Below are 14,397 nucleotides of genomic sequence, written 5' to 3'. Positions count from 1 at the left end.
CACCCACCTTATGAAGCATCTTCTGTAAATGCGAAGGAAGTAATATATCCGTTTATCTTATACCACGTTTCGTAGTCACTGGCAGTTTTGCTTGTCTTATAAAACTGAGTATCATAACGGCTGATACCATATGCAATAACATCACCTGTTAGGGTATCGTTAGAATTGACATTAAAAGTAAGTGTTCTAATACCGTTTGCATCAGCAGGAGAAAGCGTTCCGCTTACTTCTGACACGAATTGTTGATTGATTTCAATTTTTGTTGAATCATACTTTAATTCGATCTGACCTTTGCCTATGCCCTCAATAGCATAATTAAATCCATCAAGGTCTTTTGAGCCGAGAGCAATCGGTGATTCGGCAGTTGCTGTTTTGGCACTTGCATCATCATTGAAATAGCCTTCCCAATCAGCTTCTGCCTGATCGTGTCTCTTGCTAACTCCCATTCTCATGCTTATGGAATGCAGGTCACGATAATTTGTTGTTGGATTAGGAGTAGCTGTCATTTGTATAAAGAGCTTTGTTTTGGAATCATCATCAAGCTCGGCAATTTGCTTGACATCAAAAGTAATATTACAAATATCTGTTGATGCTTGACCTCGAAGCAGTTTTCCACTCCAATCGCTGCCAATAGTAAGACTGGAACTTGTAAAGATGTGGCTATGTTCTCCAAATGAAACCGTGATTTGTTTGTCACCTATTTCAGCAGCCGATACCGCTGTTCCGTCACTTTTTACAAGCTGAATATTCAGTAAATAATCAATATCCCGATCATAGAAGAAACCGGAATTTCCCTGAGCATAGTTACATATCGTTACACTCGCTGTAGGTGCAGTCTGATTGTCTATCGCATACGAATACTGCGGATTCTCGCTCGGTGAACCGATATTCATATAATTTGATGAAAACCTGTCACCTGATTCTTCATAGGTTGCTACCACGCTTTTCCCTTTATTAGCTTTTGTATATGCAGCATAAGAAATAACACTGCCGAGAACGGCTAAAGCCACGAGAAGCCATATTAACGCCCATTGCTTTGTAAAAAAGCGTATTATCTTTCGTTTCATGGTTTGCCCTCCTCATTAATAAAATTATGAATTTGGATCAGTCCAAGATGTTGACTCGGCTATGATATAGATAATATCCGTTTCTCTGTCATTGGTCAAATCAGTACCGGCAGCAACGGCATTCTGATATGCAGTGTTCCAATTCACTTCAAGAATATAGTAGTCAACAAACTCGTCATCAGCTCCTGCCGTGGCAGGCAAAGATGAACGTATACCATACGCCTGCCAATAAACAGGCTCGGCATATTGTTGAACATCTGAATAAGAACCGTAAGCGAGTGAGTGCTTTGAACTATTAGCCGTTCTATCAGATGCGCTATTCTTATTTAAGAAAGCTGTTGAAATAGTTTGGTTGTATACAGTTGTTGTATCAGAGTTCATGGATTCACGAACTCTCCTCGTTATGCTGTTTCCATCAGAAATCTGATTACCGTCGATCTTATAATGATAGACGGTATCGGTCAGGTTGCCGTTTGAATCGTGCGCACGATAATCTACTTTTTTATCTGCATCGTTATCATTACACGCAATAGCAGGATAAATCTTATATTCAAACGGATTGTTTGTAGTATATGCAAGCTGAAGATTATAAGCACGAGCTGAAGCTCCATAGACACAGAATACATAATAGCTGCTTGTGATTCTGTGTCCGGAAGTATCTTCTTGTTTAAGGTCGATACCTGACAAGTTAAGATACTTTATATCCTCTTTTTGAGCAGCAGAGATAAATAATCCTGTAGGTGCATTGACCTCTTTCATGTCTTTTAACTGCCGTCTGTCAGTAAACCAAGCGTAAACGGGGAGGGCAGCAAGGATAGTCAAAGTGAGAAACGAAGCAACCAATATCTCAATCTTCATATATCGAGGAAGTCCTTTGAAATAAGCATAGTAACTGCTTATTTTGTTAGCTTTCTTATCTTCCATCATGCTTTCCTCCTTTCGCTGTTATTCAAGGTTTGTAGTGGCTAAAAGCTCACACATGATAAGATCAACATTTTCTCCGATTACCTGATCAGCATTATTATAGCCGTTACTCAGCGGAATAATATAGCTTTTGATGTTCGCCGGAGATGACAGCATCGTGTCTAATGAAGCTGAACTTGTATTTAGACTGTCAAAAAAATACGATCCGCTGTCGGTCTTGATATATTGTATCATTTCATTTCTTGGCGTTATTGCCGTATTTGATCCAACAGGTGTATATGTTGCCTGTGATGTACTGAATAAAGCAGCATCACGAAGGTCTACATCGCCTTTATCAAGCACATACTGACCAAACGTATTTGCCCATATCCAATGTATTGTTATCGGATAATAGGTCTTTCCACTTTCATCGGTCTGTGCATCTGCGGAATGTGCAGAAGTATCGTATAAGAAATAGTTGCCTATTCGTTTTGAATAGTAGCCTGTTGTCGAATCGTAGCTTTCAAAAAATATTATATGTCCCGAAACGTATTTTGCAGCAGGCTGATTAGCAGCTATTTGAACTATTGTATCGTAATTATCAGCATCTTTAATTCTTTCACCATACTCATCTGTATCGTATTGATAAGCTGAGGTTTCTATGCTGAACTTAACTGTCATATTTTCACTTTGTTTTGGGTAAAGATTAAATGAAAATGTACCGTGTGAGCCAGGGTGAAGTCCCTTATTCTCATCAGTAGCTGTTAAATCATTCATAAACCACTTGATGGTATCAACCTCGGCAGAAGTTTGGTCAACATCGGTATGTGCTGATTCTGCTTCAAGATAATGGTCGAAGTCTGTTTCATTATTTATTGCTGATAACTCAAAAGGCAGGGCAGCGGTGCTGACCGCCATATTGCTCGTAGAAACCTCTTTGTTCATCGTAAACCATGAAAGCGAGGAAAAAATTAACAAAATTAATGTTAAAATTCCCATAGCCCCCATCTTGATAAGCGACTTCTTCTGATTTTTCTTCTTCTCGGCAAGTTCATCAACTTTCGGACTGCTCGATGAAGCAGACTGCGGCAGTTCGCCGATAGGAAATTTCTTCTTTATATCATTCATCTGCTTCACCTCACTTTTCCTTATAAAATGACGTATTTACGCTATTTCAGCGGTCATCTATTTTGTTATCATATGCATCGAGCCCCAGATGATAACGACTCCAAGGAATATGCCGATAATAAGCATTTTTATCAAGGCAGCCCTTTTCATTTTCCTGCGCTCTTCTTCCTTAAGGGCAGCAGTATCCACATTCTTATTTTTCAATTTCATACGCCGCACCTCCGAACGCATTATATAGTCAAAAGGGCATAGCTATGGCATAAAGGCATTACTACCCTACTTTATTATATCATTTTTATATATCATATTTCAATGTGCATAATGGCTAATAATAGTGTTTACTCTTTGTAATAAATGTGCATATAAAAATGTATAACGAGGGCAAATAATTACTATTTGTATATCTGCTAACCAATAACGAACCCCTCCGTGCTCAGAGGGGTTCGTTACGTTATAGAGGTATTTATGAGCCTATGATGAAGTTTTCTTAATTATCGCCCACCAGACTGTTGCCTGTCGGGGAGAAGTATTCAAGTAGGCTGTAAAAACCTTTTATATGGAGGAATGATCATGAAAGCTTTTTTATGTCGAGCTTAGGGAGGAGCTCTATTCAATTAGTTGTTAGGGGTTAGTTTTTAGTGATTAGTGCTTAGCATTAATCAGTTGGGGCTTTTACTTTGCTTGTATCAGACTGAATATTTGCAACACCACTTCCGTCTGAAGCTACTAACTCAAACTTAGCAGCAAGTTCGTACTCGCTTGTTAAGAGAGCGTATGTAGATGACTTACAAGTTGTATCTTCGCCTTCGAGCCATACACGAACAGTAACCTTAATATACTTAGTGCTACCAGCTGTACTACCCATGGAAATCAAGTTTGTATCATTCCAAGTATTATAAGAAACAGTTGTCAATCCGCCATTATTTGCTGTTATAGCCTGAGCATTATCTAAGCCTAATTTATTAGACTGATTTCTTGAATTTTCGAGAGTGAGGATAGCCTTTGCTGTTTTTCCTGAACCTGCAGGATCAAGCGCACCTACAGTAGTTGCATATTCACCTGTATTTCCCTTACCACCGTTAGCAGTAATATCATCAGCAAATACAGCAACTCTCCATGCAAGATCATCATTAACATCATAAGTGTCATTAGCTATTGCAGCGTTATTTCTGAGAAGATTACATTCTGTCATTGCAATTTCTTGATTAGCTTCATCAGAAGTTGCCTTAATGTAGAAAATATAATCTACATATCCATAAGCAGGAGCTACAAGACCTGTCATATCAGTCGCCTGAACCTTAGAAGCCCACTTAGCAGCATCTGTTTCTCCAGTTTCTGTTGTTCCTGTTCCGGCAATAGCATATTTAACATTAAAAGTATGATCTGCACTTGTTTTGCCGGCATTATCATTTGTAAGATCAGTTGACTCTGCATAAGCTGTATAAACCTCTGATGCAGCATCACCGTCAGCCTTTGCATCTGTTGTATACCAGAATGAGCCAGTTAAACCAGTAGCCGAAGAAACTGGTTCGAGAAGGGCTTTTCTTCCCTGAACAAGATTAACAGTACTATAATCTGCTTCAACGTTGTTATCACAAATCAAAAGGTTAGAACCAACCTTAGTCTTGAGTGCCATACCAGTAACTGTAACGGTCTTGTTCATTGTGAACCAAGCGTAGGTTGATGTTGCAAGCATTGAAGCTGATACAGCTAACATTCCGGCAGCCGGTAAAAGCTTTCTCGCTGTGCTTTTCTTTTTCATATTCTTTTTCATCATAGGTCATTTTCCTTTCATAATATATTTACCGAATTAACGGCTCGGCTGCCTCATACCCCTTAAGGTCACACATTTTGTGTTGTGTGGTTTATACTTTTTGTTTACAATCATATTATACACCACGCAAGTTGTTTTGTCAATAACTTTCCTAAATTTTTATTATTCTTAGATTATTTTTGTTATATTGCACAATGAGAAGTTTTTTCACTCGCTTTTTAAGCTGCTTTTTCAATACTCGTGGTATATTATTTTTTTGAGTTAAACTGTTGTAAACAGCATTTTTGTGATATTTTGCAAAATTGACTTTTATTCGGCAGTAAAATCATTTATTTTTAAAATTTCCGTTAATTTTGCATTTCCCATTGATTTGTCCCGTACTATGTGCTATAATATGATTTGAATATGAATATATATAACACTGCAATACCCGACAATTGCTTTCATACTATCTTGTAAAGGAGAGTTGTTATGCAGCATATTGATGAACAATATATTATCAGGAATTTCGATACTGCGCTGAAAAAAGGCTATATCAAAGCCTATTATCAGCCCGTTATCAGAACTCTTACAGAACAGATATGCAGCGTTGAGGCTCTTGCTCGCTGGCAGGATCCCGAAATGGGGCTCCTCTCGCCTTACCTCTTTATAACCGTTCTCGAAAAAAATCGTCTTATCCATAAGCTCGATCTTATGATACTCGAAAACATCTGCTATACTTATAATGAGATGCGCGAGAAAGGTCTGCCGCTCCACCCGTTCTCAATAAACCTCTCCCGTCTCGACTTCAACGAAATGGATATGCTGAAAGCTATTTCCGATATATTAGAGAAGTACAACGTCCCGTCAACTGCAATTCACATCGAGATAACCGAGAGCGTAATGCTGGACAATACCGCTTATTTCCGCAGGATCTTCGACAGCTTCCATGAGGCAGGCTTCGCTATCTTCATGGACGACTTCGGAAGCGGCTATTCTTCGCTGAATGTGTTAAAGGACTACAGCTTTGACGTTCTGAAAATAGATATGCGTTTCCTCAGCGATATCGGTATGCGCTCCAAGAAGATACTCTCGTCCGTAGTTAATATGGCGAAAGCTATCGGCATACACACTCTTGCCGAGGGTGTCGAGACAAGGGAGCAGATACTCTTCCTGCGCACTATCGGCTGCGAGATGCTGCAAGGCTACTATTATTCCAAGCCAATGAGCAGCGAGATGTACATAGACTACCTCAGCGCTTCAAATATAACGGTGGAAAAACGCAGTGAGAGCGATTACTGGGACACTATCGGCAAGGTGAATTTTCTCAGTCCCGATCCGTTCAACGAGATATCCTCAGATAACTTTCCTATCGACGATACATCTGTACTGCGCGAAAGTCCTACCGCGCTTGCACTCATCGAGATAGACGGCAAAAAGGTGAAGTTTCAGTACGCAAACAGAGCCTACCTTGACGAGATCAATAAATTAGGTTATAACAATACAAGAGAAATGGAAGAAGCTATAGAAAGTATGCCTGTAGTTTATTTCCAGAACATCAACGAGCAGATAGAGATGTCACTGAAAACAGGCAAGCTCATAAAGAAGGACCATTTTGCCAACGCTGTGTATTTTACCTACTCAACAAAGTGCATAGCCAAGACAGACAGCAAATATATGCTTGCCGCAAGCATAAAGACCTTCGATCCCGCACGTACTGCCAACCGTGAGCAGATGTTTGAAAAATACAGCCGTATCCTCATCGACACATACGACCATATAACTATCATCGACCACGAAAACAACCGTATCATAACGAGACTCTACTCAAAGATCGGCTTCACCAACGAATACCTCACAATGCCTCTCGATAAAGCAAGAGTGCTTTTTGCGCAGAATGAAGTTATCGAAAGCGAACGCGAGAGATTTATCAAGTTCACCGATATCAGCTTCGTAAAAAAGCATATCGAGAAAACCGAAAATCCTATACTCCAGCAGCCATTCCACATCAAAAATCAGGACGGCAAATTTATAATAAGAGATATAAGGATAATAAGGACCACTGTAGAGGACGGTGAAAGATTTCTTTTCGTCATTCAGTCAATGTCTCCGTCTGCGCAGAAAAAGGCTCTGGAGGCACTTGAAGAGACTTTTGATGATTTTAATTAAATCCAGCCATAGTATAATGACTCGAATTCAGTATACTATGGCTGTTTTTATCCCTTTTTTCTTATAAAAGCATTGATTTATTGCTTGATAAGTGGTAGAATAGTAATATTGAATTCTCGGAGGGATACAAATGAATAAATACAAAAAGCTCGCCATGAATACTGTAATATTCGCTGTGGGCAGCTTTGGTGCAAAAATATTCTCGCTTTTGCTCAATAACCTTTATACAAAGCATATCAGTCCGTCCGACCTGTATACGAAATCACTTCTTGAGATACTTGTAGTTTTCCTGCTTCCCGTTTTCACATTTTCCCTTAGTGAAGCTATAGTGCGATACGGTCTCGACAAGCAGTACAATAAAAAACAGGTCTTTACCACAGCAGGACTTATAATGCTGTGCGGACTCGCCGTAATGATCCCCATCGTGCCGCTTCTGCATTTTATACCTATACTGCGGCCCATAACAGGATATTCAATCCTGCTTTATTTTCTGGTATTCGCCTCCGCTCTGAGAGGACTGTGCTCACAGTTCGTAAGAGCAAGAGGAATGGTCACGCTTTTTTCAGCCGACGGTATATTTGTTACCATACTACTTTTCATATTCAACATATTATTCATCTCAAAGCTTGGAATGGGAGTCAAAGGATTTGTAATATCGATAATATTCTCGGATATATGCTCCACTGTTTTCCTTTTTATAGCCGCAGGTCTGCATAAATATGCTGATATCAGCTGTTTCAGCAAGGAACTTGGAAAAAGTATGCTCCGCTTCACTCTGCCTCTTATACCTACAACAGTAATGTGGACATTCACAGGCTTCTCAGATCAGATATTCATCGGAAATATGCACAGTGATACCGTATTTCTCGGCAAGGACGCAGCAGGAATATACTCCGCAGCTACGAAGATACCCAATATCGTCACCATGCTTTCCACTATTTTCTTTCAGGCGTGGAATATGTCCGCTATAACCGAAAACGACTCCGCTGACCGCAACAACTTCTATTCAAAGGTATATTCAGCATACGAATCCCTGCTTTTCATCGGTTCGGCAGCATTAATACTCTTTATAAAGCCCGTATCCGCTCTTCTCATAAACTATACTACCTTTCCCGAATACAAAAAAGCTTTTCTTTTCACTCCCCTGCTGATCGAAGCTGCCGCTTTTACCTGCCTCAATCTTTTCCTTGCAGGTATCTACACGGCTACTAAACACACTAAAAACGCTTTCTATTCCATAATAGCTGTTGTTATCGTGAATATTATACTTAACCTCGGACTTATCCCCTCGTGGGGTATCCAGGGTGCGGCATTGGCAACATTCCTCAGCTATCTGCTGTGCTACTGTATAAGAATGATAGACGCAAGGTATTATGTGCCTTTTAACTTTTCAGTCATCAGGACGATACTTAATACAGTCATTCTGCTGCTTATGTGTATGCCTGTGATATTCAGCTTCAAGGGCTGCATATTCTGGGAGCTTCTCCTCACCGCTTGTATGACCGCTCTAAATTATCGCCCGATGCTTACAACAGTAAATAAGCTTATGAAAAAATAATAGGTAAAAGCTCCGTTTATTACGGAGCTTTATTTTTGACTTTATAATGACATTAAAGGATCAAAGTAATATTATTTAAGTACAAGGTTCTGCCAACATTCATTTATCCCGAAAAACATTTTATTAATTGATATAAACAAAATAAGTCAAAAAATAATTATTTTTCATATTTTACGGCAAAAGTGCTGTTTTTTAAGGTTGGTTTAAGATTATTTTAAGATATATTCATTATTATGTAATCATCTATTAATAATATCTCTCGAAAAAGGATATTTAGGAGGATGATACTAATGAAAAAGAAAGCCATGCTTGCAGGCTTAGTGTCTGCTTGTATACTTAGCTCAGCGGCTGTGGCAGTAACCACAGCATCAGCAGCAGATATCGTTTATGGTGACGCAAACGGCGACGGAACCGTAGATATGTCAGACGCAGTTCTTATAATGCAGTCTCTTGCAAATCCAAGCAAATACGGAGTAACAGGAACAGCAGAAGGTCATATCACTCAGGAAGGCGCAGACAGAGCCGATGTATTTGAAAGAGGTTCGGGTCTTACTTCAAGCGACGCTCTTTCAATACAGCGTTACCTGCTCAATGCTATTACTTCACTTCCCGAGTCTTACAAGGACAACGGCGGTCAGACAAGCACTACTACTGCTGTTGTTACCACAACTACTGCAACAACTACTACAGAAGCAGTAGTTACAGTTCCTAAGGAAGATGTAAACACAAAGATCCACCTCAACGGCAGCTCAATAACTGTTGACGGTAAATATGCAACAGCAAGCGGATCAAAGGTAACTATCTCACATTCAGGTACTTACACTATCGACGGTACTCTCAGTGACGGTCAGATCTACGTTGAAGTTCCTGATGACAAGGCTGATCCCGATACCGTAAAACTCGTGCTCAACGGTGTCAAGATCACAGGCAAGAGCGCTCCTGCTATTCTTATAAAGAATGCAGACAAGACTTCTATCACTATCGCAGACGGAACAGAGAATACTATCTCTGATACAGAGGCTGCTTATACAGGTGACTTCCTTGAAAGTGCTGTTATCGAAGCTAAGGACGATCTCACTATCAAGGGCGGCGATGAGGGCACAGGTATTCTCACTATAACTGCCAACGTTCAGCCTGCTATCGTATGTAACAACGATATCAAGATCACAGGCGGTGTGCTCAATATTGACACTCTCAACAAAACTGACGGAAACGACGCTATCAAGGGTAAGAAGTCAGTTGTTATCAAGAACGGTACTGTTAGCATCAAGGCTGAAGGTGACGGTATCAAGTCCTCAAAGGGCAACGTTGATATCGAAGGCGGTAAGATCAGCATAAAGAGCGGCAGTGATGCTATCCAGGCTGAAACAGATATCAATATCTCAGGCGGCGATATCAGTGCAAACGGCGACAAGAGCCTTACAAGCACAGGTAATATCAGCCTTACAGGCGGTACTATCGTTGCTACTGCTACAGACTGCCAGATAGAGAACCTTACTTCCACAGCTCAGTCAGCTATGCTCTTCGACTTTGCAAAGGAATGGTCAAAGAACAATCCTATAGCTATTACTGATTCTTCAAACAAGATCATTCTTGAAGTAAATACTCTCAAGAAGTATAAGTTTGCTCTTGTTTCTTCACCTGATCTTGCAGACGGCGCAAGCTACAAGTTATTTGCAGGCGGTATCAAGCAGAAGTACAGCGCAGGCAATACTTTCAAGGCAGGCAAGCCTGCTTCATTCAAGGACGTAAACAACGATATGGACGATGCTGAACAGCTCTACGGCGAGCTCTTCGATCAGTCATCAGTTCATAAGGTCGAAGTCAAGATGTCAGAGAATGACTGGAACAACTTCATGAAGGTCGCTCAGCAGGAAGAATGGGCTCCTTGTGATGTTATCATCGACGGCGAGGAGATCAAGAACGTTGGTATCAGAACAAAGGGCAACAGCTCAAGAATGATGGTACAGAACGGCAAGTACAGCTTCCGCTTCAAGCTTGATAAGTATGAGAAGTTCAACAACTACCACGGACTCACAGAGTTCTGCGTAAACAACTTCTATTCAGATCCTTCATGCATGAGAGATATCATCTGCTACGATGCTATGTATGAGATAGACGGCGTTGCTCCTAAGGCAGGATACTCCGATATGTACCTCAACGGCAAGCTCTACAGCTTCTACATGATCGCTGAGCAGCCGGGTACAACTCTCGCAGAGCGTTATGCTATAGATGACGATTCCAACCTCTACAAGGCTACCGAAAGAAGCAACCAGGCCGGCGGCGGCGGTATGTGGGGTGGAATGGGCGGAGGTGACAGCTACAGCACCTTCACACAGAATATGCCTGTAAGCAACCTCGACCTTAAATTCGGTAACGACGAGCAGCTCACACACCTTGAAGAGCTCAAGACAGCTATCAACAAGATGACTTCTTCAAACTATAAGTTCATTGAGGATATCATGGACGTTCCAAGCTTCCTCAAGGGCTTTGCAGTTAACGCTGTAATGTGTAACTACGACAGCTATAACGGCTCACTGGCACATAACTACTACCTTATCTATACAGGCGGCAAGCATTACTTCGTAGGCTGGGACTACAACCTCTGCTTAGGTAACTTTATGGGCGGTACTGATGCTGTAAACTCTGATATCACTACAAGCCTCTATCAGGCTACTCTCGAGTACAGACCTTTCGCAAGACTTCTCCAGATACCTGAATACTACGATATGTATGTCGGCTATGTAAAGGATATTCTTAACTACTACAGCGACCCAGAGTCATTTGTTAGCAATATCGCTGACATGATCCGTCCTCACATTCAGGCAGATCCGCTTTCAGCATTCACAGTTGATCAGTTCAACGCAAATACAACAAAGAGTGCTAATGGTCTCCAGACAAGCGGCAGCCAGCAGGGCAATAACCAGCAGTGGGGTCAGCAAGGTCAGCAGGGTAACAACCAGCAGTGGGGCCAGCAAGGTCAGCAGGGTAACAACCAGCAGTGGGGCCAGCAAGGTCAGCAGGGCAACAACCAGCAGTGGGGCCAGCAAGGCAACTGGGGCTTCCAGTTCAACTCTGATGAACCCGAAGATACTATAACCACAGAAGAAAGCTGGGCATTTGAAGGCGGCTTCGGCGGCTTCGGCGGCGGCGGCTTCGGTGGAGGCGGCTTCGGTGGAGGCGGCTTCGGCGGCTTTGGCGGCTTCGGCGGAGGCGGCGGCGGAATGTTCAATAACAACACTTCAGTTATTGACTTCCTCATCGCTCGTTTCCAGATCATCCGTTCAGCATTAAAATTCTAATGATACAACAGTTCACCCCCTCAATTCGAGGGGGTGAATTATCATTATTTATATGAAATATCATCAACATAAAGTTAAAAAATAAATTTTTTATAAAACTGTTGACATTTTATTCATTTTCTGATATAATTATCATGTTGCAGTTGATGAGCAGCAAAAACAATAGGGGTATAGCTCAGTTGGTAGAGCAGCGGTCTCCAAAACCGCGTGCCGAGGGTTCAAGTCCTTCTGCCCCTGCCAGAACATTAAAGCCTGTATTTCGAGAAAAGCACCGAAATACAGGCTTTTCTCTTGCCTATAAACCACGGTTCTAAGCGTTTTATAGGCGGTTGGAACTGCATATTTACTCATGTAAATGCGCGTTTGCTTCACAAAAAAACTCACAAAAATCATTATTTGTTTCACGCCGTGAAGCAAATTTCACACGTAAAAAAACCAGATAATGTGCAGAAAGGTATCATATCAAATAAGCCAGCTCCCATACGGGAGCTAGTTTTTTATAATAACACATTTGGTATCATCAATATTATAGCAAATAGCATTATATATAAAATAATAGGTAATTATTGTATATTTTGATTGTTGAAAAAGTTTTTAAATGGTGTTATGATATATATGATAATTTTTATTTGATATAAAAATTATTCTCCACCCTTGAGAGCTATTCATATGCAGGGATTATCGAGAATTCTATTTCTCGGTTCAGCTTAGAAGGTGGCGTAAATAGTACGCCCGCATCCTCGTAGTGCATCTATAGCGTTATGGAATCAAGGAGAAAGGAGAAAAAAGTTCATGGCTAAGAAAAAAGTGGTTTCATCTAAAACGCACAGTCAAGCTCAGCTTAATGATTATGCTAATCAGCACAATCCGAACAACAAGGCTTATCAGGCGAGAAAAGCCAATGAAAAAGCTATGAGGAAAAAGAATAAAGCTCAGAAAGAACTTTCTGAGTATTATGATTGTTTCCCACTGGATCCAATGTGCTACACCAATCCATATGACATGGAATTTTGATTAAGCATAATCAGATGGACGAAAAAGCATCGGTTTTAATAACCGATGCTTTTTTCATTTCACATTATGAGCTAGTCGATAATAGCAGGACTTAGAGATTCCTAGTTCACGCATAGCTTCTACAGGCTTTTTGTTCCCGCACCGGACTTCCGCTATTACCTCGTGCCAGTTCTCAGGCAGAGAATTTGGCGGACGTCCAAAGCGGACGTTTTTCTTTTTAGCAGCTTCGATACCTTCACGCTGACGTGCTCGTATCTTGTTACGCTCATTCTCAGCTATAGCTCCGAGTACTTCTATGAGGATAGCGTTTATCATTTCGAGTACCCACGCCTGCTCCGGAGGAAAGTCAGTAAGTGTAGTAGGGATATCCAGTATCTTCACACGGATACCCATATCCTTGAGCTGTTCCAGCTCGCGCTTAATGTCGGACTTGTTACGGCTGAGCCTATCCAGTTCCTTTATGACGAGCGTGTCTCCTTTACGGAGTATCTGACGCTTGAGATACTGATAACCTTCACGCTCAGTATCTTTGCCGGAGGCTTTATCAATTATAATGTTCTGCTGAGGTACTCCGAATTTGATAAGTGCTTCAAGCTGCCTGTCCTCGTTCTGACCTGTAGAAGATACTCTTGCGTACCCATAGATCCTGTTGTCCATTTCCCCTCCTAACTGTCCCAAAAAGTCCTGCGCAGTTTCGATACATTCCAAAACTAAGAATCGGACTTTTTGGAACGCTTTTTCAGCCGTTTTTTGAGTGTATCAAAACCTATACTTTTTGACACACCTTATTTTGTTTTCGCATAATAAAACAGCCGCCATTACTGGCGGCTTTGGTTTCATATCAAGTTTTTAACAGTTTCAAAGTATTCTCTCATCTCGGAGTTATCTGGCTCAACCTGCAGTGCAAACGCTATACGTCCGAGGAGCGAGTGCAGATATTTGTCGGGAGATATATCAAGCCCTTTGCGGTTGATACTCTCAGCTGCTCCGTACTTCTGACAGTAGTAGACTTCCTGACGCAGAGTTCGTTTCTGACTTCGGGACAGCGTTGGCTTTTCATTGACAACTATGCCCGTAACTCTCTGCTGCTGCGATGAACTGATAAATACGGTTTTCTTATCATTGATCGTAAATCCCATACGATAAAGCATACGCCTGACTTTACTAATAACATTTGCACTGCGTATATCAGCCTTATCGCCTGAGAATGTCATATCGTCACAATAGCGTGTATAGGTTATATTATACTCACTGCACCAATGTCCTAACTTTTCGTCAAACTGCTTCATTACAAGATTTGCAATATATGGAGAAGTAGGAGCACCCTGTGGTAGCTTCTCTTTATATGTACATAGGTGCGTAAACAATACTGTTGCAGTAATTGACACCCCAAGTCTTTTCATTACAAATAATACTTTATCATCGTCAATACTATCAAAGAAATGAGATATATCGAGCTTCAGAACGCATTCTTTTCCAACATGTGGAGCAGCATTATCAAGA

General features: G+C 41.1%; 11 protein-coding genes and 1 tRNA gene. 5 read left to right on the top strand and 7 right to left on the bottom strand.

The genetic code is table 11. The features are described 5' to 3' along the window. Positions 1–8: 8 nt before the first annotated feature. The 5 genes from BLW60_RS09340 to BLW60_RS09325 all read right to left on the bottom strand — a co-directional run bounded on the left by BLW60_RS09340 (position 9) and on the right by BLW60_RS09325 (position 4,815). Positions 9–1,067, bottom strand: coding sequence for a hypothetical protein (locus tag BLW60_RS09340; protein WP_074716708.1), 1,059 nt, complete (start codon positions 1,065–1,067; stop codon positions 9–11). A 24-nt stretch (positions 1,068–1,091) separates the two neighbouring features. Beyond that, positions 1,092–1,991 carry a hypothetical protein gene (locus BLW60_RS09335; RefSeq protein WP_074716706.1) on the bottom strand — a complete coding sequence of 300 codons (900 nt, stop codon included), beginning with the start codon at positions 1,989–1,991 and terminating at the stop codon, positions 1,092–1,094. 21 nt (positions 1,992–2,012) lie between these two features. After that, on the bottom strand, positions 2,013–3,098 hold the full coding sequence (locus BLW60_RS09330; RefSeq protein WP_074716704.1) for a hypothetical protein: 1,086 nt from the start codon (positions 3,096–3,098) through the stop codon (positions 2,013–2,015). Positions 3,099–3,155: 57 nt separating this feature from the next. Beyond that, a complete protein-coding gene (locus BLW60_RS16805; protein WP_175460913.1) occupies positions 3,156–3,308 on the bottom strand; it encodes a hypothetical protein in 153 nt (50 codons plus the stop codon). A gap of 445 nt (positions 3,309–3,753) precedes the next feature. Then, the gene (locus BLW60_RS09325; protein WP_139283396.1) at positions 3,754–4,815 is read right to left on the bottom strand and encodes a hypothetical protein; all 1,062 of its coding nucleotides are present in this window, start codon (positions 4,813–4,815) and stop codon (positions 3,754–3,756) included. A 528-nt stretch (positions 4,816–5,343) separates the two neighbouring features. Here BLW60_RS09325 and BLW60_RS09320 point away from each other — a divergent pair. The 5 genes from BLW60_RS09320 (at position 5,344) to BLW60_RS09300 (ending at position 12,894) form a co-directional block, all read left to right on the top strand. Further along, positions 5,344–7,020 carry an EAL domain-containing protein gene (locus BLW60_RS09320; protein ID WP_074716700.1) on the top strand — a complete coding sequence of 559 codons (1,677 nt, stop codon included), beginning with the start codon at positions 5,344–5,346 and terminating at the stop codon, positions 7,018–7,020. 130 nt (positions 7,021–7,150) lie between these two features. Next, on the top strand, positions 7,151–8,578 hold the full coding sequence (locus BLW60_RS09315) for a lipopolysaccharide biosynthesis protein (protein ID WP_074716698.1): 1,428 nt from the start codon (positions 7,151–7,153) through the stop codon (positions 8,576–8,578). Between the two features lie 290 nt (positions 8,579–8,868). Then, complete coding sequence (locus tag BLW60_RS09310; RefSeq protein ID WP_074716696.1) at positions 8,869–11,880, top strand: carbohydrate-binding domain-containing protein; 3,012 nt, start codon at positions 8,869–8,871, stop codon at positions 11,878–11,880. 164 nt (positions 11,881–12,044) lie between these two features. Next, positions 12,045–12,120, top strand: a tRNA-Trp gene (locus BLW60_RS09305). A 552-nt stretch (positions 12,121–12,672) separates the two neighbouring features. After that, the gene (locus BLW60_RS09300; RefSeq protein WP_074716694.1) at positions 12,673–12,894 is read left to right on the top strand and encodes a hypothetical protein; all 222 of its coding nucleotides are present in this window, start codon (positions 12,673–12,675) and stop codon (positions 12,892–12,894) included. A 54-nt stretch (positions 12,895–12,948) separates the two neighbouring features. Here the strand turns inward: BLW60_RS09300 and BLW60_RS09295 are convergent, their stop codons facing one another. Together BLW60_RS09295 and BLW60_RS09290 are read right to left on the bottom strand one after the other, a co-directional pair. Then, entirely contained in the window at positions 12,949–13,551 is a 603-nt protein-coding gene (locus tag BLW60_RS09295; protein ID WP_074716692.1) for a recombinase family protein, read from the bottom strand. A gap of 179 nt (positions 13,552–13,730) precedes the next feature. Further along, the coding region (locus tag BLW60_RS09290) for a reverse transcriptase family protein (protein ID WP_074716691.1) at positions 13,731–14,397 on the bottom strand (667 nt) is incomplete at its 5' end.

It is taken from the genome of Ruminococcus flavefaciens (genome assembly GCF_900108555.1).
GTDB lineage: Bacteria > Bacillota > Clostridia > Oscillospirales > Ruminococcaceae > Ruminococcus > Ruminococcus flavefaciens_P.
The sequence above is the reverse complement of the archived record's forward strand: the minus strand, read 5'-3'. Positions and strand labels throughout refer to the sequence as shown.